At 47.2% G+C, this 21303-nt stretch carries 18 protein-coding genes; 14 read left to right on the top strand and 4 right to left on the bottom strand.

Annotation, left to right across the window (positions count from 1 at the left end; translation table 11 throughout):
* Window positions 1-104: 104 nt before the first annotated feature.
* Window positions 105-962, top strand: coding sequence for a DNA-binding protein (locus LCF57_RS03650; protein ID WP_225999477.1), 858 nt, complete (start codon window positions 105-107; stop codon window positions 960-962).
* Between the two features lie 207 nt (window positions 963-1169).
* Here LCF57_RS03650 and LCF57_RS03655 read toward each other — a convergent pair whose 3' ends face one another.
* On the bottom strand, window positions 1170-2060 hold the full coding sequence (locus tag LCF57_RS03655) for a hypothetical protein (protein ID WP_225999478.1): 891 nt from the start codon (window positions 2058-2060) through the stop codon (window positions 1170-1172).
* Between the two features lie 343 nt (window positions 2061-2403).
* Here LCF57_RS03655 and LCF57_RS03660 point away from each other — a divergent pair, with 343 nt between their 5' ends.
* On the top strand, window positions 2404-3216 hold the full coding sequence (locus LCF57_RS03660) for a DUF3891 family protein (RefSeq protein ID WP_225999479.1): 813 nt from the start codon (window positions 2404-2406) through the stop codon (window positions 3214-3216).
* Between the two features lie 87 nt (window positions 3217-3303).
* Here LCF57_RS03660 and LCF57_RS03665 read toward each other — a convergent pair whose 3' ends face one another.
* On the bottom strand, window positions 3304-3441 hold the full coding sequence (locus tag LCF57_RS03665) for a hypothetical protein (RefSeq protein WP_225999480.1): 138 nt from the start codon (window positions 3439-3441) through the stop codon (window positions 3304-3306).
* Between the two features lie 260 nt (window positions 3442-3701).
* On the opposite strand from LCF57_RS03665, the gene LCF57_RS03670 reads away from it, so the two are divergent.
* The 6 genes from LCF57_RS03670 to LCF57_RS03695 all read left to right on the top strand — a co-directional run bounded on the left by LCF57_RS03670 (window position 3702) and on the right by LCF57_RS03695 (window position 13462).
* Window positions 3702-4847, top strand: a complete 1146-nt coding sequence (locus tag LCF57_RS03670; protein WP_264083451.1) for a glucose-1-phosphate adenylyltransferase — start codon at window positions 3702-3704, stop codon at window positions 4845-4847.
* Between the two features lie 23 nt (window positions 4848-4870).
* Window positions 4871-5974 (top strand): glucose-1-phosphate adenylyltransferase subunit GlgD, encoded by a 1104-nt coding sequence (glgD, locus tag LCF57_RS03675; protein WP_225999482.1) that lies wholly within the window; start codon window positions 4871-4873, stop codon window positions 5972-5974.
* A gap of 45 nt (window positions 5975-6019) precedes the next feature.
* On the top strand, window positions 6020-8473 hold the full coding sequence (locus tag LCF57_RS03680) for a glycogen/starch/alpha-glucan phosphorylase (protein ID WP_225999483.1): 2454 nt from the start codon (window positions 6020-6022) through the stop codon (window positions 8471-8473).
* Between the two features lie 191 nt (window positions 8474-8664).
* Window positions 8665-9216 carry a DUF2062 domain-containing protein gene (locus LCF57_RS03685; RefSeq protein WP_225999563.1) on the top strand — a complete coding sequence of 184 codons (552 nt, stop codon included), beginning with the start codon at window positions 8665-8667 and terminating at the stop codon, window positions 9214-9216.
* Window positions 9217-9425: 209 nt separating this feature from the next.
* On the top strand, window positions 9426-12101 hold the full coding sequence (locus LCF57_RS03690; protein WP_225999484.1) for a YhgE/Pip domain-containing protein: 2676 nt from the start codon (window positions 9426-9428) through the stop codon (window positions 12099-12101).
* A 386-nt stretch (window positions 12102-12487) separates the two neighbouring features.
* Window positions 12488-13462: an aldo/keto reductase gene (locus LCF57_RS03695; protein ID WP_225999485.1), complete on the top strand. Its 975-nt coding sequence runs from the start codon at window positions 12488-12490 to the stop codon at window positions 13460-13462.
* Between the two features lie 83 nt (window positions 13463-13545).
* Here the strand turns inward: LCF57_RS03695 and LCF57_RS03700 are convergent, their stop codons facing one another.
* Complete coding sequence (locus LCF57_RS03700; protein WP_225999564.1) at window positions 13546-14526, bottom strand: multidrug resistance efflux transporter family protein; 981 nt, start codon at window positions 14524-14526, stop codon at window positions 13546-13548.
* Window positions 14527-14718: 192 nt separating this feature from the next.
* Here LCF57_RS03700 and LCF57_RS03705 point away from each other — a divergent pair, with 192 nt between their 5' ends.
* Window positions 14719-15930 (top strand): GTP-binding protein, encoded by a 1212-nt coding sequence (locus LCF57_RS03705; protein WP_225999486.1) that lies wholly within the window; start codon window positions 14719-14721, stop codon window positions 15928-15930.
* 30 nt (window positions 15931-15960) lie between these two features.
* On the opposite strand, the gene LCF57_RS03710 is transcribed toward LCF57_RS03705, so the two are convergent.
* The gene (locus LCF57_RS03710; RefSeq protein WP_225999487.1) at window positions 15961-16827 is read right to left on the bottom strand and encodes a LysR family transcriptional regulator; all 867 of its coding nucleotides are present in this window, start codon (window positions 16825-16827) and stop codon (window positions 15961-15963) included.
* A 124-nt stretch (window positions 16828-16951) separates the two neighbouring features.
* Between LCF57_RS03710 and LCF57_RS03715 the strand changes: the two genes are divergently transcribed.
* The 5 genes from LCF57_RS03715 to LCF57_RS03735 all read left to right on the top strand — a co-directional run bounded on the left by LCF57_RS03715 (window position 16952) and on the right by LCF57_RS03735 (window position 21139).
* The gene (locus LCF57_RS03715) at window positions 16952-17281 is read left to right on the top strand and encodes an antibiotic biosynthesis monooxygenase family protein (protein WP_225999488.1); all 330 of its coding nucleotides are present in this window, start codon (window positions 16952-16954) and stop codon (window positions 17279-17281) included.
* Between the two features lie 193 nt (window positions 17282-17474).
* The gene (locus LCF57_RS03720) at window positions 17475-18494 is read left to right on the top strand and encodes an ATP-binding cassette domain-containing protein (RefSeq protein WP_225999489.1); all 1020 of its coding nucleotides are present in this window, start codon (window positions 17475-17477) and stop codon (window positions 18492-18494) included.
* Complete coding sequence (locus tag LCF57_RS03725) at window positions 18491-19306, top strand: ABC transporter permease (RefSeq protein WP_225999490.1); 816 nt, start codon at window positions 18491-18493, stop codon at window positions 19304-19306. Before LCF57_RS03720 ends, LCF57_RS03725 begins: the two co-directional genes overlap by 4 nt.
* A gap of 61 nt (window positions 19307-19367) precedes the next feature.
* A complete protein-coding gene (locus LCF57_RS03730; protein ID WP_225999491.1) occupies window positions 19368-20042 on the top strand; it encodes a response regulator transcription factor in 675 nt (224 codons plus the stop codon).
* Window positions 20039-21139, top strand: a complete 1101-nt coding sequence (locus tag LCF57_RS03735) for a sensor histidine kinase (protein WP_225999492.1) — start codon at window positions 20039-20041, stop codon at window positions 21137-21139. The genes LCF57_RS03730 and LCF57_RS03735 overlap by 4 nt, the downstream gene beginning before the upstream one ends.
* Window positions 21140-21303: the final 164 nt, after the last annotated feature.

Here is a 21303-nt window from a genome sequence, read left to right on the forward strand (position 1 = left end):
AACTTAATTACGTAATAAATACGTAATTAAGTTATATTTTAGATGGAAGGTAGATCATGTTTTTGTTTGATAAGTATTAAAAGTCGGACAAGGAGGTGGGGAGGGTGGATGATCTTGTTCACTCCCATATCACAGATCTGGACACACTTGTTAACATGATTAAGCTGTCATTTTCATTTGCAGACGGAGCCAACATGATTGCTTTATGTGATCATCTGTACAACCATGCCAGTCAAAAGTATCAGGAGCTGCAGCTTTATAAAGCACGCAAGAAGCCTGTACAACTCATACATAGCAAACGGCCGCTAGTATATTATTACGGCTACAGTCATCTTATGAAAGGCATGGCCTTCCAAAAACAGGGCAATTATGAAGCCGCCCGAGATTGTATCGAAAAATATGCGGAATTGGGCTGGTTTAATGGTCTTGATCAGTATGGTGAAGCAGAGGTTGAATATTATCGCCATGCCGCCAGAGCCAATCTGTATGCCCTGGATATTTTATCCGGCCATTCTGAAGTGCTGGAGGATTACGTCCAATTTCTTCGAGACGATCCAGAAGAACTGTTACCAGGGCTCCTTTCCATCGTAGAGGGGGCATACAGGTATGACTACCCTTTAGAGGATATACTTCAATCCTTTGCCGAACAAATTGATGATTTCAAATATTTTGAAGAGCCTGTAAACGTATCTTATTATTTTCGCTTCTGCTATCAACTGGCTCTCTACTATATCAAGCAACAACAGGTTACAGCTGCATTGGATTATATTCTGCAATCCCTCATGCTGTCAGATACCCTGGGTATGGAACATGAGCATGAGTTTAGAAAATGTACCGCTATATTTGAGATTTTTCGAACCCAAGCTACAGCAACACAGCAAGACCAATATATAACTATATTAAAAGGAGTGTTAAAGGATGAAAAAATTGATTTCACGGCCTCTGTCGCTCAGTCTGTTTAGCTTGGTGGTGTTTGTTACAAGTCATGACCTCATCTCGGTATTCTATCATGGAGCCAATCATTAATAGGTAGAAGTTAAGTAGAACAAAAATTTTTTAGCAGGTATAGATTAGATGCGAAAAATTTGATGTTAAGAATTTGATGTAAAACACACCAAATAGCAAGCAAGCTCATTATGATCCGGGCTTACTTGCTATTTGGCGTTTATTTAAGCCATTGTAGACTTATGTAGGAGACCCTGTTCTGAGGGGTGCAATGAAATCCGCGTTTGCTGGTAAGCTGGGAATGTTTCTTCTGTACGATATGTCCCGCTTTTTAGTGCTGCATCCAGTGCTCGCAATAAGGAACCTATGAACTGCTCTGGAGAAAAGAAAATACTTTTCCCGACCATATGAATGTGAAGCTCGTTATGGTCACGGTTGCTCACAGACAGCAATATTCCTTTACCCTGAAAGCCGGTACCGATTACTCGTACCTTGTTTATACCCGAGAGCAGCATTTCTGTTTTCACCGCACGTCCCTGCTCCTCCACAAACACAGAAATCAGTCGCTTGTCCGTAACGATAACAATTTGATTACCGCGAAATGTATGGGTTAGATGTACAAAATCCTTATACACTCCAATCGGTTGTTCCTGCGGAGAAATCATCCCCATCCGTACAAACCCATCCAGTTCGGCGGCATCCGGCTCCTGATGATTTTTAATCCGTTTCTTAATACTGAACTGAATCGTCAGAATAGCAAGGATGACTATGAGAAAAGAGGTTGGCCGGGTGTCGAACACAAAGATCATCAAGATGATAAAGGCACCCGCCAGCCACTGCGCCCAAGTGAGATAACGCAGCTTTTGTTGAACCGTACGGCGATAATAACCATAGCCTTTTCCCGGTTGATACTCCTTGGTAAACTTTTTCATGCCACGCATCAGTGTTAACACATAGATTGCTAGAACTGTCATCCCAAGCGAAAGGAACGTCATAAGCCATTCTTGAGTTGCGAGGCCAACTAAGGTGCACAGACCAAACATGATGATCGCCAGCCAGCAAACGCCCTTTTTGAATCGCACCTGTTTTTGAATCGAACGAACTAATTCTTCCATTTTGTAATCCTCCTGATTTAGGTACATAGGTAATGATTGGAATATCATATAGTCTTATCGTACCATCTGATAGTCTTTTTCGTAAATTCATTCAGATGATATTATATTTATGAATATTTAGTGTCCATGTCGTGTTCTTTAACAACATGGTTCTGAAAATGGAAGGGATCATAAAGAAGCAGTTTTGAGTGAGGAATTAAGCGGTAATGGGAAGTAAGGGTGGAGAAAACTTCACTGCCTTTTTACCTTGATCCTGATATAATGAGTGTAAGTATAACCATGTCCTTCGATCAGAAAGTTTGTACACATATCAGATGAATCGCCAAACGGAAGGGGAGAACATATGGTTATTTATGAAACGGACCAAGCATATGTAATGACGACGCAGCATGACCATGCCCACATTTCAGGTGAGCTGGCTTCACAATGGGAAGAGAGTGCCTTCAAGAATCGACGGCATAAGCAGGATTTTGTATATGCAGCTAAGGAGCATGACCGGGGTTGGATTAAGTTAGACGCTGCTCCTTTCTGGAATGATCGTGTATCTGCACCTTATACGTTTATTGATTTTCCGCTCAGTCCTCGTTTTGTGTTCTATCATCTGGGGATTGATGAAGTGGAGCAAGTGAATTCGTATGCGGCGCTGCTGTGCAGCTTGATGTACAAGGAGCTGGTCGGACGGACTGAGCATGAAAATGCTCAGGACAAGCAGATTACGCGTGCTTATCAGGAGGTGGAGGAACAGCGTCGACACAGGCTCAAACAGGAGCTGGCAGGTGGCGTCACCTTCGAACACCAGGTGCGTACAGATGTGCGCAGAATGTTGTTCTGCGATGAATTGAGTCTGTTTCTGTGCAGCCGGCAGCCAGGGACGCCTGCGGCAGATTATGAATGGTTTGCTGATGGTTTGAGTTTCCCGGCTGTTCGCCATGAAGGCGGGCGGGTTCGGGCCGAATGGTTATCGGATCAGACGGTGGGTCTTTCCTATTTTCCTTTTAAAGGCAAGGTGGGGATTACTCATACCTTTAAGAAGGTGGACAAAGAGCAAATTCATACTTCAGGTCTTCTGCAAGCCTACCGTTCCTCCGAATGGAAGCATCGAACCTTTACCGTTGAACATATCATGGGAGTAGAAAAACACAAGGAGAATGCCTGACCGTCTTCCGATACGGTTCCGGACAGCGCAAAGCCTCCCTGAAATAAACCCACTCAGAGAGGCTCGTTTTTTTCTTGCTTTAAAGCTTTAAGATTTTGTAGATGTTTTCGCGCGGTTGACGAAAGTCTGTACTTTGTTCAGTACCTTATCGCGTGCCCCTTTATTTCTCATCAGATACGTAACACCCATTCCCAATGCGGCTACCGCCCATTTTTTATTTTTCATGAATAACACCTCCTTAATGATCATGCTGTTACACCACCAACGATGTAAATGAATCCAAAATGTGAAATGATGAACGAGATTTTACGATTTAGTGCTTCCTTGCGCTTGTTCCGCATAACTATGATTTTACCCTTTCCATGAAATCTTACCCGCTCCATCGGCAATGAAACGATTACGAGTGTCTTTTCACGTTTAATGGATATTATCAAAAATATCCAGCCGCAATTGCTTCAGACGCACATGACAGGGAGGTCTTTGTGATGAGAAAGAAGGAAGTGGTTGCCATGCTGCTTGCCGGCGGACAGGGCAAAAGACTCAAAGGACTGACCCGGACACTTGCCAAACCGGCTGTATTTTTTGGAGGAACCTACCGCATCATTGATTTCCCCCTTAGCAATTGCGCCCATTCTGGTATCGACACGGTAGGCGTGTTAACCCAGTACGAACCGTTGGTGCTTCATTCGTACATCGGCGTAGGCAGCGACTGGGATTTGGATCGCCTGGATGGAGGAGTTTTCGTATTGCCTCCGCATGAAAAAGAAGACGGGAATAATTGGTATAGAGGTACTGCGGATGCGATTTACCGTAACCTGCATTTTTTGGATCAATATGACCCGGAGCACGTACTGATTTTGTCAGGGGATCACATCTACAAAATGGACTACAGTCTCATGCTCGACTATCACAAGGAAAAGGGAGCAGACTGCACGATTTCTGTCATCGACGTCACGATTCAGGAAGCCAAACGATTCGGGATACTAAACGCGGACGATGACCTGAAAATATACGACTTTGAGGAGAAGCCGGAACAGCCGAAAAGTACATTGGCCTCGATGGGCATTTATTTCTTCAAATGGGAGGTACTGCGTCGCTATCTGCTGGAAAGCGCAAGCGATTCTGAATCCTCGCATGATTTTGGCAAGGATATCATTCCGATGCTGCTCCAGCATGGGCGGTCGCTGTATGCATATCCGTTTGCTGGCTACTGGAAGGATGTGGGAACGATTCAGAGCTTGTGGGAGGCTAACATGGACCTTCTGGCTCAGGACCCGCCATTGGATTTGAATGACCCTTTCTGGCGTATCTATACCCGCAGTCCAAATCAACCGGCTCAGTACATCACCCAGCGAGCGGTCCTGAAAAACAGCATCGTAAATGAAGGCTGCATGGTAGACGGAGAAGTAAGGCATTCTGTGCTGTTCTATGGGGTCGAAGTAGGCAGGGACAGCGTTATTACCGAGTCTGTCATTATGCCGAATGTAAAAATTGGACGCAATGTACGCATTCACCGGGCTATCGTGAACGAAAACGTCGTTATTGATGACAACACGGTCATTGGATCTGAGGATAGCTCGAATGAGGTTATTTTGTTCGATCAGGAAAGCAAGCTTCATGCACGAATATAACCCGGATAAGGACGGTGTCCGCTATGAGCCGACTCATTGGAGTGATCAACCTGGATCACGAATTGGATCAGTTGAAGGAGTTAACCTATTTCCGGTGCGGGGCCGCAGTTCCCTTTGCCAGTCGATACCGGCTCATTGATTTTACCTTATCCAACATGATGCATGCAGGGGTGCATGATATTGCATTGTTCATCCGCCGCAAATACCGTTCGCTGCTGGATCATCTGGGCGAAGGACGGCCTTGGGATTTGGACCGCAGACGAGGAGGGCTGTTTATTTTGCCGCCGGACTGGAATGATCCGACAGATGGTTCACGCGGGGATTTGCAGCATGTGCACAACAACCTGGACTTTTTTCATCGCTCAGCCGGGCAAACCGTTGTGCACGCAGGAACGCAGCATGTCAACAAGGTTAATATTGAGGATGTACATCGTTATCATCGGGAAAAGAATGCAGACGTTACCCTCGTCTACAAAGCTACAGAGCAGCTCGAAGCTGAGCATGCGTCTTGCGTACGGTTGGAGATTGCCGAGGACGGACGAGTGACCGGCATTCATCAGGAGCAGGATCATCATAATATTTATCTGGAAATGTTCGTGATGGACAAAAGCTTGTATCTGGATCAGGTGAAGCATTGCATCGCCCATCAGGATAGCCACTTCTTCCGGGATGCGATTCAGAAAAACCCAAGTGGACTACGCATTTATGCATATCCCTATGAAGGGTATCATGCGGTCATTAATTCCGTCGAGAGTTACTATAAAAATAGCATGAAGCTGCTGGATCAACAGCAGTATCAAGCGCTGTTCCAGAATCAGCTGGTGCATACCAAAATCAAGTATGAAGCCCCGACCCGCTACACGCACAGTGCCGAGGTGGATCATTCGCTTGTCGCCAATGGCTGCACGATTGGGGGCAAGGTTGAGAATAGCATTCTTTTTCGCGGGGTACGGATAGAGGAAGGCGCGTGGGTAAGCAACTCGATTATTATGCAAAAATGCACGATTCGTAAGGGTGCAATTGTCCAGAATGTCATTTTGGATAAGGATGTGCAGCTTTCACCGGAACGGACTCTGATTGGAGACAGTAAGGTTCCTTATGTCATTGCCAAGAATAGCGTCATTTAGAAGATATATAGTGCATTTAAAACCGAAATACAGGAGGTTACACCTTTGTTCAGCAATAAAGAAGCATTCAAGCAGGCTTTTCAAAAGCAACTGGTCGGAAGGCTGGGCAAACCGATGCAGGAAGCTCAGGCGGAGGACGTATACAAGGTTTTGGGCGGTATGATCCGCGAACAGGTCGGCAAAAAATGGGCGGAAACGAACCAAGCCTATAAAGAAGGAAAAGAGAAGCAGGTCTATTACTTTTCACTGGAGTTTTTGATAGGCCGTCTGCTGGGCAGCAATTTGCTGAATTTGGGCGTATTGGATATGGTTCGGAAAGCCCTGGGAGAATTGGGCTGGGACTTGGAAGAAATCGAAGAGCAGGAGGCGGATGCCGGGCTGGGGAATGGCGGTCTTGGTCGTCTGGCTGCTTGCTTTATGGATTCACTGGCATCTCTCGGCTATGCAGGACATGGCTGCGGCATCCGGTATAAGTACGGTTTGTTTGAGCAGCGGATTGTAGACGGAAACCAGGTAGAACTGCCGGATTATTGGCTGCAAAAGGGGAATGTATGGGAGGAGCGCCGCCCTGACAAGAAGGTCGAGGTTCATTTTTGGGGACGGGTGGAGACTCGTGAACAGGATGGTCGTCTTATATTCGAGACTCAGGATGCCGAAACCGTCTGGGCTGTTCCGTATGATATCCCGCTAGTGGGCTATGGCCACGCACAGGTGAATACGCTGCGGATTTGGAGTGCCGAATCGGCGCTTGATCCCGTCCGAGGACCGATTCGGGGCGAGGGTGGCTATTATCGCTTTCTCGACTATAACCGCTCGGTGGAGTCCATCTCGGCCTTTCTCTACCCGGATGACTCTAATTATGAGGGCAAGCTGCTTCGCTTGAAGCAGCAGTACTTTTTGTGCTCGGCTGGATTGCAAAGTATTTTGCGTACATTCGAGAAGCTTCGTTTACCGTACAGCCAGTTGCCTGACAAAATTGCGCTGCACATTAACGATACACATCCAACGCTGGTTATACCCGAACTGATGCGTATTCTAATAGACGTGAAGGGCTTGGGCTGGGACGAAGCATGGGATATTACGACCCGGACGGTTTCGTATACCAACCATACGATTTTAAGCGAGGCCTTGGAACAATGGCCTGTCAATATGGTGCGGGAGCTGCTTCCTCGTATTTGTTTAATTATTGAAGAAATGAACAAGCGTTATTGCGCTATGCTACTGGAGCGTTATCCAGGTCAGGACATCAAAATTGGACAAATGGCGATTATTCACGGTGAACAAATCCGCATGGCCCATTTGGCTATCGTCGGCAGCTACAGCGTCAACGGGGTAGCTGCGTTGCACACACAAATTTTGAAGGAACGAGAAATGAAGTCGTTTCACGAGCTGTACCCGGGTCGTTTTAACAATAAAACGAACGGGATTGCCCATCGTCGCTGGCTGATGCACGCGAACCCTGAGCTGGCAAGCTTGTATGATGAAACGATCGGTACACGCTGGAGAACCCGTCCACGCGAGCTAATCGACCTGCTTCGTTACAGTGGGGACGAGTCGTTCGAAGAACGGATTCAGAAGATTAAGCGAAATAATAAAATCAGGCTGGCCGAGCATGTGTTTGCCAAACACGGTGTCCGACTGGATACATCCTCGATTTTTGATGTACAAGTCAAACGGCTGCATGGCTACAAGCGACAGTTGCTTAATATTTTGCATGTTATGCATCTGTACAGCCAGCTCAAAAATAATCCTTCGCTGGATATGGTGCCACGTACGTTTATTTTCGGAGCTAAAGCAGCTCCGGGCTATTTTCTCGCCAAACAGACGATTAAACTGATTAACAATGTGGCGGATACGATCAATCGGGATGTGGATGTCAGGGACAAGCTGAAAGTGGTTTTCCTTGAAAATTATTCAGTTTCGCTGGCGGAGTTGATTATTCCTGCAGCGGATGTCAGTGAGCAGATCTCTACGGCAGGCAAGGAAGCCTCCGGCACAGGAAATATGAAATTTATGATGAACGGTGCACTCACCCTGGGGACATTGGATGGAGCCAATGTTGAAATGCATGAAATGGTGGGCGATGCCAACATGTTCATTTTTGGATTAAAGGTGGATCAGATCGAAGCATATGTTCAGGACGGCCAGTATTCAGCACGTAAAACAGCTAACAGTGACGAAAGACTGCGTGAGGTGCTGGATCAGCTGGTGAACGATGCCCCTTTTACGCGGCATGAACGAGAATTTGAGGCCATTTATCAATCCCTAATCGATCATAATGATGAATACTTTGTGCTAAAGGACTTCGCAGCCTATGTGGATACACAGGTTTATGTGGAGCAGGTGTACCGGAATCCGTCCGAGTGGACGCGGCGAGCGATTGTGAATATGGCTCATTCGGGTAAATTTTCGAGTGATTGCACGATTCAGCAGTACGCGGCGGAAATTTGGGACATTGTGCCTCTCGAAACCGATATCAACAAGCGAATCTTGTCCTAAAAAAGCGAAACAGGCGGAATAGCATTGCTTTTCGACCGCTGAGGGTTATAATGACAGTATAAACATAAGTAAGGTTGGGGGGCTATATAACCTCATTCCCGAACTTGAATTGTACTGTTAAAGGAGTCCTCCTATTGATAAAGCTCAATCCGAACAGGCTCAAACCTAATAAATCCAAGAAGAAATATAATATGTTCCAAAATATATGGCGGGCGATTCGTCTGAATTTTATCAAGCTGTTGCGTGCGCCCGGTGGCGTCAAAAAAATCTCCTTGGGCTTTGCCATTGGCTTCGGGCTGGAGATGGTTGTGATTTCTACAGCTTCTCTGATCTACCTTGTGTTTTATCCCATTGTTCGGCTGTCCGGCGGTTCGATGCCTGCGGCCATTGTGGGTAACGTTGTAGGCAAGCTGACCTTTTTACCGATTGTGCTGATGCCGTTCGCCAAGCAGATTGGGGCTTGGATTTATCCATCCCATTTCCCAGGACACGTCAGAGGCGGGCGACTTCACGAGCATTCTTTTATGGAGCTGTTTCATGGCAACTGGTCTGTATTCAAAGACTTGCTGCACGGAGGGCTGCACATTCTGATTGGGATGTCGATTTTCGGTGTGGTACTGGGCATTATCTCGTATTTTGTCATTCAAGTCTTGTATAATCGTTCGCAGCACAAACGGCTGGAAAAACGGAAATTGCGTCATGGTGCAGCCTTTTCAGCGGCCAGACTGCTAAAAAATGGATAGCGTAGTGAATAAGAAGCTCCTTGTGCCTGAAAATTAGGCCTGGGGGGCTTCTTTTGAATTAAGCAACTTTTTACATTTGTGTCACTTATAAGGGATATATTTACTTTAATCAACTTTCACATAATTGGCTTCATCCACTCAAATCGTTTACAATACGTGTGCATACAACACTGGACGATAGGTTAATGTACATACAAGGAGTGGTGAAGTTGCGGAAGATATGGCAAATCTACTTAACAGACTGGAAAAATGTATTCAAAGTATCGACCGGGACTTTATTAGTCATTGGCATCATTCTTTTGCCTTCCGTCTATGCATGGGTGAATTTGAAAGCAATGTGGGACCCGTACGCGAATACATCAGGTATTAAAATTGCAGTAACGAGCCAGGACCAGGGTGCTGAGGTGAACGGGAAGAAAATTAATATCGGCGACGAGGTTTTGCATAACCTTCAAAATAACAAGAAGCTGGGCTGGACGTTTGTGAATGAAGCAGAGGCACGAAAAGGTGTGCTAAACGGTGATTATTATGCCAGCCTGCTCATCCCCAAGGATTTTTCAAAGAAAATTACGAGCGTGCTAACGGAAAATCCGCAAAAGCCTGAGATTGATTACGCTGTAAATGAAAAAATCAATGCAGTTGCTCCAAAAATCACCTCCTCAGGGGCCACCTCTTTGACCAACCAGATTAGCCAAAACTTTATTGAAACGGCCAGTCAGGCTGTGTTGACAAAGTTAAAGGAAGCCGGGGTAAAACTGGAGGAGGAGCTGCCTACCATTCGCAACATTGAGAATCGGGTGCTGGAGCTGAACAATCGCCTGCCGGATATCGACAGATTAGGTAAACAGGCTATTGAGCTGGAGCAGAATTTGCCCAAAATTAAGGAGCAGGGGCAAAAAATCATTGCCCTGAAGGAGAAAATTCCAGAAATTAACCGCGCCGGCGATCTGGTGCTTAAAATAGACAAAAACCTGCCTGAGCTGGATAAGGTAGCGGCGATTATTTTGGATATACAAAAAAGACTGCCAGACATTCAAAAGGCTGGTGACCGGATTGTTGAGCTGGATCAAAACTTTGGCAAGGTGGAAAGTGCGTTGGCCACTGCCTTGGAGGATACACAAACAGCCCTTAAGGTCATTAATGCTGCACAGAAAGCACTGCCGGAGGTACAGAAAATTGCGGATACAGGCAAGGATTTTACAACCGGCTTACTTGAATTCCTCGACAAAAACGATGGTGCACTTGACTCCATTGGAACGCTGGTCAAAGAGGATCTGCAGCTCGTACAGCAAATTGCGAATGAAGTTTCCGAGATCACAGGCATCATTCGTGGTGTGGATTTTGATCCTAAAGCAGCTCAAGCTGCGGCGAATCGGGTTAGCGGAAGGCTGACGACTGCAATCGGGGTACTGGATCATATTTCCCAGTTGTTGAACCGTGTGAACGGATATTTGCCGAGTCAGCCTCTGGATGCGCTTATTTCCCGTGTGAGCGGGCTGAGGGACCGTCTTAGTCGCTTGAATAGCACGGTGACAAGCATTGGAGATGCCATACAGCGTGGCGAGAAGCCTGCTCAAAATTTACTGGATGACGCTGACCGCCTGGCCGGAGAGGTTAGCAGCGGAATTGACAGCATTTTGAGCAATTATGATACGGAGTATGCGCCCGCCATCCAAAAGGCGCTGGATCAAATCAAAGCCGTTGCCCGCCATTCCGCCAATGTGCTGAACACCGCCCAAGAGCAGCTGCCGAATATTGAAAAGATATTAAATGACGCACAGGCTGCTGCAGAATTCGGTCAGCAAGAGCTGACTCGTCTTCAGCAGGATCTGCCACAATATCGTCAGAAGCTGCATGAAGCGGCTACGACGATTCAGGGACGCATGGGCGAATTCACGAATGCCGTCAACAAAGCGGCAGACTTTGTAAATAACGATTTGCCTGCGGTTAAAGGTAAAATTCATCAGGCCGCGGATTTTGTACGTAACGATTTGCCGAAGGCGGAACAACAGTTTGTCAAAATGGCTGATTTGATTGAAAACAAGTTCCCTGAGGCAGAAAAAGCGGTACACCAGGTCGCTAATTTTGTAAGAACGGATCTTCCAGCTGCCGAGGATTCAATACGTCACGCGGCAGACACGATTCGCAAGCTGAGAGGCGAAAACGCACTCGGACGAGCCATCGCATTGCTCAAAGGGGATGTGAAGAAGGAAAGTGATTTTCTCGGTAGCCCGGTATTGCTGAAGCAGGAACGAATATACCCGATCCCGAACTATGGCTCTGCCATGTCTCCTTTTTACACTACATTATCAATTTGGGTAGGTGCGATGCTGCTGGTCTCCATGTTCAGGGTAGATGTGGAGGACCCGGAAGGCCAATATAAAAGCTACCAAGTGTATTTCGGACGGCTTATGACGTTCTCTACGATTGGTATTTTTCAGGCGCTGAGTGTGTCTCTCGGTGATTTGTTCCTGCTCGGGGCGTATGTGGATGCCAAAGTAGCGTTTGTATTGTCGTCTATGCTGATCAGTCTGGTGTTTACGGCGATGACCTATACCTTGGTTTCTGTGTTCGGCAATATCGGGAAGGGTCTGGCGGTCATCCTGCTGGTGCTTCAATTCTCCAGTTCAGGAGGGACATTCCCGATAGCGACGAGTACACCCTTCTTTCAGGCACTGAATCCGTTCGTACCGTTTACCTATGCGGTTAGTCTGCTACGGGAAACGGTAGGAGGTATGTTGCCTTCAACGGTAACACGAGATGTGGTGATGCTGATTGTATTTATCGGAGTTTGCTTCCTGTTTGGATTGGTGCTTAAAAAGCCGCTCAGCAAGCATACGAAAAAAATGGCTGAGCGCGCGAAAGAAACGAAATTGATTCCTTGATTGTTAAAAAAGAGAGAGTTACGGTGGTTGAAGTGAGCGTGCTTCGCGAAGGATTTGATCTTATGATCGCTGTTGCCACGGGATTCTTTGGATTGGATAGGACATGAAAAGGTAAGAATCCCGTGGCAAAGGCGAACGCTCCGCTTCTCCAGATTCAAATCCTCCGCTCCGCTGGTAAAGTCACATTCTTTTAACATTCGGCGGGTAGCACGAGGGGGATGGCCTCCGCATGTAATGCTTCGGCATGGTGTGGAGGCTTTTTTGCATGCGCAAAAAATGCATTACAGGGTGTTTCAAAGTGGTTTTTTCTGGTGAAAAAATGGGTATGGTCTTTTTATGGAATTTTGGCGGAATTTTAAAATCCTTAAGCAAAGGCGGGAGGCAGTATGGAATATTCATACTTGGGAAAGTCAGGCTTGAAGGTTAGTCGCTTATGTCTGGGCACGATGAATTTCGGACCGGAAACCGAAGAAAAGGATGCGTTTAAAATCATGGATGCCGCGCTGGATGCGGGCATTAACTTCTTTGATACAGCCAATGTATACGGTCATGACCGCAAAGGATGGACAGAGGAAATTATCGGACGCTGGTTCCAGCAGGGTGGCGGAAGACGTGAGAAGGTCGTGTTGGCGACGAAGGTATACGGGGACATGAAAAATGAAAATGACGGACCGAACGCAGGATCAGGCTTGTCTGCTTACAAAATTCGCCGTCATTTGGATGCCTCTCTGCAACGTTTGCAGACTGACCATATTGAGCTATATCAAATGCACCACGTTGATCGGAATGTGTCCTGGGATGAACTATGGGGCGTGTTCGAATCCGTTGTGGATCGGGGACAAGTGGATTATATCGGCTCCAGTAACTTTGCGGGCTGGCACATCGCTGTGGCGCAGGCCGAAGCAAAGGCACGACGTTTTTTGGGTCTTGTATCCGAGCAGCATCTGTATAACCTGAATGAACGCTCCGCCGAGCTTGAAGTATTGCCAGCAGCTCAAGAATTGGGACTGGGCGTGATTCCTTGGAGCCCGTTGGCAGGTGGACTATTGGGACGTAATGCGTTAGCAGGTACAGGCTCTCGTAGCGCACGCGCCAAGGAAAAAGTGGAACAGAACCGTGCAAAGCTGGAGCAGTTTGCAGCATTGTCCCGCGAGCTGGGCGAGAAGGAGGACGTGATTGCACTGGCCTGGGTACTGTCCCATCCGGCTGTAACCGCTCCAATTATTGGCCCGCGGACCTTGGAACAGCTGGAGGATGCTTTGCGGGTGCCTGAGGTCAAATTGACTGATGAAGTACTTGCCAAGCTGAACGAGATTTTCCCTGGCCCGGGCAAACCTGCACCGGAAGCTTACGCTTGGTAATATCGCACGATCATCGCAAAAAGGCAGCAGATTAGGAGTAACCTCCTTAATTCGCTGCCTTTTTATATACATAACAGTAAACGCTAAACAGTGTCTATCTTTTTGGATATCATTTGATGATCGGGTTTCTTATGATGTGTAACATAGCTGTGCAGAACCATGCCGAGGATGACGACAAACATGCCCAGCCATGATAGAAGTGACGGAATGGGTATGGATAAAAAGATCAGTTCCCCCATTAATGCGAACAGAACTTCCAGAGATTGTGTTGCTTCAACTGTCGCTAGCTTTTGCATATTTCTGCGAACCTGATCCGTAGCTTTAAAAAATAGAACCGTCGCAATCACTCCTGAAAATATGGCCACCAGAGCAGACTGTATCGTTTGATCCATGCTTGGCATTCCCGCACTAAGCACTCCGTATAACGAAAGCAGTAACCAAAAGGGCAAACTGGCTAAAGTCATCCCGAGCACACGTTGATAGGCATCTAACCGTCCTGCACAGACTTCCATCATTTTGCGATTACCCAATGGATATGCGAAGGAGGCAATGATGACCGGCAGGAGGCCAAATAAAAAATCTTGTGCAGCAATGGATTTTGCCTGTTCGACTTGCATGAGGAGGATTCCAATGAGAATAATCAGAGACATCATAAGTCCCTGGATGGGTATTTTCCCGCGTATTGTTATTGGTCCGTTCTCCGTTTGTACAACCTCTGTAAATAATGGCACAAGCAGAGAACCGGAGATAATAGTAATTTGCCAAGTACCCGCAATCAGCCAGCCTGGTGAATAAGTCGATGCGAAGCATAAAGGAGCATAAAATAAGCCAAATCCGATGAAGCTCCACAACAGCCACGTTCCCGGTCGTTCCTTCATAACGTCCCAAAGAGGCTTAAGCTTCCGTTGGCTCATAACAATGACGAATAAAATAGGAACCATAAACACATACCGCAATGAAGCACTCCAAATCCAGCTCCCGCCAGACATTTCCATAGACCGATTGAGAACAAATGTAAATGCAAAAAAGAAAGCAGCCAACACACCTAGCCAAATAGATCGCAATATATTCACCTTATTCTTTAAATTTCGTTATTACCCATAATAATAACTTTGGATCATTTATTTCAAGAGCTTCTTCATCGTTGACAAGGCAAAACGGATGCTGTATATTACTACATGCCAAGTTTAATAGTAATTATTACGATTTAAAGAGCGAGGATATGACAAACCAATCATAAAGGGAGCATACCGTCAATGAATAAGAAAGCAATACCGGTAACTGTGCTAAGCGGATATTTGGGTGCAGGGAAAACGACAATTTTGAATCATGTATTAAACAACCGGGACGGAATGAAAGTGGCAGTGATCGTCAATGACATGAGTGAAGTAAACATAGATGCCGAGCTGGTTAAAAAAGAAGGAGGCTTGTCCAGAACAGAGGAAAAACTGGTCGAGTTGTCTAATGGCTGTATATGTTGTACATTGCGTGAGGATTTATTACTGGAGGTTAAGAAGCTGTCAGAACAGGGTGAGTTTGATTATATTTTAATTGAATCAACAGGAATTAGTGAGCCTGTGCCCATCGCTCAAACCTTTACGTACGCTGATGAAGGAACGGGCATTGATTTGGCCTCCTTGGCAAAACTGGATTGCATGGTGACCGTGGTCGATGCGAACCGCTTCTGGCATGATTTTGAATCGGGAGAAACGCTGCTGGACCGCAGGCAGGCTACTGGTGAAGACGACATTCGTGATATCTCGGACTTGCTGATTGACCAGATTGAAACGTGCGATGTACTCATTCTGAATAAATGCGATCTGGTTCAGCCTGCCGAGCTGCACAAGCTGGAGGGTGTGCTGCGCAGGTTACAGCCTGAAGCGAAAATTATTCGTGCCTCCAAGGGACAGGTCGCTCCTGCGGATATTTTGAATACCGGGCTTTTTAATTTTGACAAGGTCAGTCAATCGGCTGGATGGATTCGAGAGCTGGAGCTGGATAGCCATACCCCGGAAACGGACGAATATGGTATTCACTCCTTTGTGTATCGCCGCAGAAGACCGTTTCATCCTGCCAGATTGGCTGAATTTATGAACTACTGGCCGGAGGAGGTCGTTCGCGCCAAAGGTTTGGCCTGGATTGCAACCCCTCAGGATTGGGCGGCCAGTATTAGCCAGGCGGGCCCATCCATTCAGTTCGGACCGGCGGGAAGCTGGCTTGCGGCGTTGTCGGAGGAAGAACGGCAGGAGATCGTCGCAGCCAATCCTGAAGCTCTGGACCATTGGGACGAGTCATGGGGCGACCGCATGAACGAAATTGTCATGATTGGCATCGGAATGAAGCAATCGGACCTGGAAGTAGAACTAGATCAATGTCTGCTGAGCGATAGCGAAATGGACATGGACTGGTCAGGCTTTGAAAATCCATTGCCATGGCCGACAGACGACAATTTTTCGTCTCTGAATTAAACAGGATGTATATCTATTAACATATTGATATTAGCGAATCCATTCAGCAATGAAGTTCATACACTTTTTGGCGGCTGGAGCCATGCTCTTTAAAGAAGCAGCGGCGATACCAATGGAACGTGAATATGGCCCATCCAAAGGTCGAATACAAAGTTCATAAGGATTTTGATATAAAATCATTTCCGGAAGAATACTTACGCCCAGTCCGTTTTGCACCATAGCCATAATGGCATGATCATCTTCTAATTCATATTTGATTTTCGGAGCAAGCTTGTGCTGATTAAAAATTCTCCATACATCGGTGTCGCAGCCAGAAGCAGGCATAATGAAGTTCTCATCGAGGAGTTGATCCACACGTATGGTTGTTTGCTCCCGAAGCATGTGATTAGATGGCAGTACGCACAGCATTCTTTCTTTTTTTAGCGGCAGTACTTCCAGTACGTCTAAAGTAGGCAGATTAACGAAGCCAAAATCAGCTTCTCCGCTGGCTATCCAATTCTCAATCTCATGGTAGTTACCGTCGAGCAGTTTCAGTTCAATAAGTGGGAACTGCTCGTTAAATTTATGAATAATACCGGGCAACCACTGGATGGATACACTTGAGAACGTACCTATCTTTACGGTTCCGGTCTCCAGTCCTTTGATTAGAGCAACCTCTTGATAAAGCCTTTCGTTCATTTGTACGATCTCTCTGAAATGCTTCATCAGACGTTCTCCGTTGCTGGTCAATTTGATGCCTGAACGTCCCCTAATCAGAAGAGTCAAGCCCAATTCATGTTCCAAACCGGAAACAGCATGGCTAATGGCGGATTGTGTAAGATTGAGAAGTTCTCCTGCTTTGGTAAAGCTTCCTGTTTCTACTACGCTAAGAAAGACCTTATATTTGAACAAATTCATGTGTCCTCCTATGTTAAATGAAATATATTCATACATAGTATCATATATATTCATTTTTTTTATCTCAGTCTTGTAGTTATAATCGAACTTAAGAAAAAAACTATTTAATTTCTGGGAGGTACCTATGAATTCAATTGCAAAAACGCCACAACCCCCTTATTATGCCGTTATCTTTACTAGTGAACGTACTGAAGGAGATGGCGGCTACGGAGAGATGGGAGAATTAATGGAAACACTGGCTGCCGAACAACCTGGTTTTCTGGGCATGGAAAGTGTTCGTGACCAAGATGGAGTAGGCATCACAGTTTCCTATTGGGAATCTTTAGACGCTATCAAAGACTGGAAGCATAACGAGATGCACAAGGTAGCACAGGAGAAAGGGAAAGCCGAATGGTATAAAACGTTTGGTTTAAGAGTAAGCAAGGTAGAACGAGATTATTTTTTTTCAATATAAATAGGTTCAATACCAAAGTTAGTGCTTGAGGTATCAAGTCGAATCTGGGGATCGGTATGCTGGTTGTGCATCTGTCAATTCTCGAGAGGATAGGTCCTTCCCTATGAAGGTAAAAAGGAGAGTAAACGGTTCTATTCATATTCAGTTCATAAATGTGGGTTATCCTCTCTATAGAAACCGTTATAGGGAGGAAATGATAGTGGATTATACAGACAGAAAAGAGGCCTTGGCCATTGAAGCAAGGGGACTCGTTAAAGTTTTTGGCAATAAGCATGCGGTTGACGGTGTCGATTTGAAAGTGCGTGTCGGCACGATCTACGGTGTGCTTGGTCCTAATGGAGCAGGCAAGACGACGATCATCCGAATGCTGTCAACGTTATTGCGGCCTGATGGGGGATCTGCGCGCATCTTCGGGCATGATGCAGTAAAGGAGCCGCAGGTTGTGCGTCAATTGATCGGTGTGACAGGCCAGTACGCATCGGTCGATGAGTCGCTTAGTGCTACCGAGAATCTGATTATCTTCTCCAGGCTGCTCGGACTGGGACGTGCCGAGGCACGTCATAAGGCAGCAGAGCTGCTGGAGGAATTTGGCTTGACCGAAGCGGCCAGACGACCGTTAAAGTATTTCTCTGGAGGCATGCGCCGCCGGCTGGATTTGGCCGCAAGTCTCATTGCCAAGCCGCCGCTGATCTTCCTGGATGAGCCGACTACCGGACTGGATCCGCGCACGCGTGCCCAGATGTGGGACACGATCCGGCGTCTGGTCAAGACAGGTTCCACCGTACTGCTCACTACCCAGTACCTCGACGAGGCGGATCAACTTGCTGATCGAATCGCGGTGATCGACCATGGCCGGGTAGTCGCCGAGGGTACAGTGGACGAACTGAAAGCGGCAGTGGGGGCATCGACTCTGCAACTCAGAGTGCAAAATCAACAGGACATCGAGAGGGCTGCTCAGATCGTTGAACAGGTGCTTTCAGTCAAGTCTAACGTGTCGGTGGAGGCTGGAAAGATCATTTCTCCGATGGCCAATGTTGATCGGGTGACGGACCTGCTGATCGCCCTCCGTACCGGAGAAATTCACCTGGTAGAGATGAGTGTGCAGAAGCCGACGCTTGACGAGGTGTTTCTGTCCATCACTGGCCAAGGGGTACAAGTAAATGAGCAGCAGACGGCCCAAGGAGCGCATGCTGTGGAGGGGGTGAGAGCATGAAGAACGCTACTGTTATGACAGGTTCTGATCGCACATTGAAAAAGTCTGTGAGTTTTGGCCAGGCGTTCGCCAACTCCATGACGATGGCCTACCGGGGCATTCTCAAGATCCGGCATACTCCAGAGCAATTGTTTGATGTCACGCTCCAGCCGATCATTTTCACCCTTATGTTTACCTATATCTTTGGCGGCGCCATCTCAGGAGACGTGCAGCATTATTTGCCGGTCATCATTCCAGGTATCCTCGTACAGACTGTAATCTCGACCTCCGTTGTTACCGGCGTTCAACTGCGGGAGGATATGGACAAGGGCGTGTTCGACAGGTTCAAGTCACTCCCGATCGCGCGTATTGCGCCCTTGGCCGGAGCTCTGCTGGCCGACAGCATTCGATATACGATTGCGACTGTACTTACCTTCACTATGGGGTATATATTGGGGTATCGGCCAGAAGGAGGACTGCTGAGTGTCGCTATCGCCGCGCTTCTGGTCATCGTGTGTTCTTGGGCAGTCAGCTGGATTTTCGCCTTCTTTGGCGTGATTGCCCGCACGGCTTCAAGTGTACAGGGCATATCCATGATTGTTTTGTTTCCGCTCACTTTTGTTTCCAACGCATTTGTGCCTGTGGACACAATGCCTGGCTGGCTGCAGTGGTTTGTGAACGTCAACCCGATTTCACATCTTGTGAATGCGGTCAGGGAGCTTGCGAATACGGGAGTGATTGGCGGGGAACTGGCGATCTCCCTGTTTGGTGCTGCAGTCATTGTGGCGATCTTCGCGCCGCTTACGGTGCGTGCTTATATGCGTAAAGCTTAAGATAGCGTTCTTCTTGACGAGGACGAGAGGTTTAAGGCAGAGTTAGTTAGGGGAGATTGTAATGACGCGTGTATTGGTCGTTGATGATGATCCGCATATTCGTGAACTGGTCGGACACTTTTTGCGACTGGAAGGTCTGGAAGTAGTTGAGGCGGTGGATGGTTTGAACGCGCTGCGAATTTTTGACGAAATCAAGCTCGATTTGCTTGTTCTTGATATCATGATGCCGGGAATGGATGGCTGGGAGCTGTGTCGTAAGCTGCGCGAGCAGACCGACCTGCCGCTGCTTATGCTTACAGCCAAAGGCGAGACATCACAGATCGTAAAAGGCTTCGCGCTCGGAACGGACGACTATCTTGTCAAGCCCTTCGACCCCATGGTGCTTGTCGCACGCGTGAAGGCTTTATTAAAACGCTATCGTATCATGGCTTCAAAATCGGTGACTGTCGGGGATCTTGTCCTGCACAGCGATACATTTGAGTGCCGGGCTGGGGAGAAGGAGATTACCTTGCCGCGCAAGGAATTTGAACTGCTCTTCAAGCTGGCCAGCTATCCTGGAAAAACCTTTACCCGCGACCAGTTGATCGAACAGATCTGGGGTTATGATTACGAGGGAGACGAAAGAACGGTTGATGTGCATATCAAGCGCCTTCGGGAACGGTTTCCGGAGGCAAGCCACTCCTTCCGGATCCGTACGATCCGGGGCTTGGGTTATCGGCTGGAGGTGCAGCAATGAAGCGGGAACCGGGGTTCCTCCATATCCTCGCGAGAGTCCTGCTGGTATTATTGGCGCTGTATCTTAGCTGGGCTGCGGCGTTTTTTATTACGGCGGCGATCTATTCGCGCATGTTATGGGCTCCCCATGATTTGTTTGTCTTTCTTATTAATGCGACGCTGGGCTTTTTCTTCTTCGGTATCATTAGCATGACTGTAAGGCGCTTCATCCAGCCTAGAGAGCAGCACGTTTTTACCGAAATGATCGACGCTTTAAAACGCATCTCTCAAGGGGACTTTCACATTAATCTGGATTGGGACCTCGGCGGGAGGAATGGTAAAAATCGGAGGCCGCATCCTTATATACAGCTGGTGGACAGCATTAATGATATGGCGGCAAATCTTAAGGCTATGGAAGAACTGCGGGAGGAGTTTATTTCGAACGTATCCCATGAAATCGGCTCGCCCCTGACCTCAATAATCGGTTTCGCGAAGGCGCTCAAGGATGAGAATCTGGATCAGGAGCAGCGAGACCGGTATTTGACGATCATCGAGACGGAGTGTATACGTCTGTCCAAGCTAAGCGATAATCTCATGAAGCTGGCGGTTCTGGATTCGGAGCGGTATCCGTTTCGTCCGTCCCGTTATCGGCTGGACAAGCAACTGATATCGCTTATCCTCACCTGCGAACCGCAATGGGAGGCTAAAAAAATCGACATGACTGTGGAGGTGGATATAGTTGAGGTCAACGCGGACGAGGATCTGTTGGGCCAGGTTTGGGTGAATCTCCTTCACAATGCCATTAAATTTACACCACAGGGTGGAAGCATATCTGTTTCTCTTTCAAGTAACGGTGATCAGGTGGTTGTCTGCATTGCCGATACGGGACCGGGCATCGACGAACAGGATCAGCAGCGCATTTTCGAACGATTTTATAAAGCGGACAAGTCACGGGCTCGAACCGCAGGAGGCAGCGGCTTGGGACTTTCCATCGCCCATAAAATAACGAAGATGCATACCGGCTCTATCTCTGTATCCAGCAAGGTGGGAGAAGGAACGGCAGTTACAGTTTTGCTGCCACTACATCAGGAAGCAAAGAAAGGCAGCGGCAACTGCTGACAGCACACCGACACAGTAATAATAAAATGTTGATGACCCGGCTCTCCAAAAGAAAAAATGTTAGCATTCGGTATGATTACTGTAAACATAGATGAAATCATGACGGGCTAAAGGGAGCGTCTTCAAAGCCATAAACGGCTGAAAGGACGCTCCCTTTTGATTGC

The sequence above is a fragment of the Paenibacillus sp. BJ-4 genome, from assembly GCF_020404765.1.
GTDB lineage: Bacteria > Bacillota > Bacilli > Paenibacillales > Paenibacillaceae > Paenibacillus.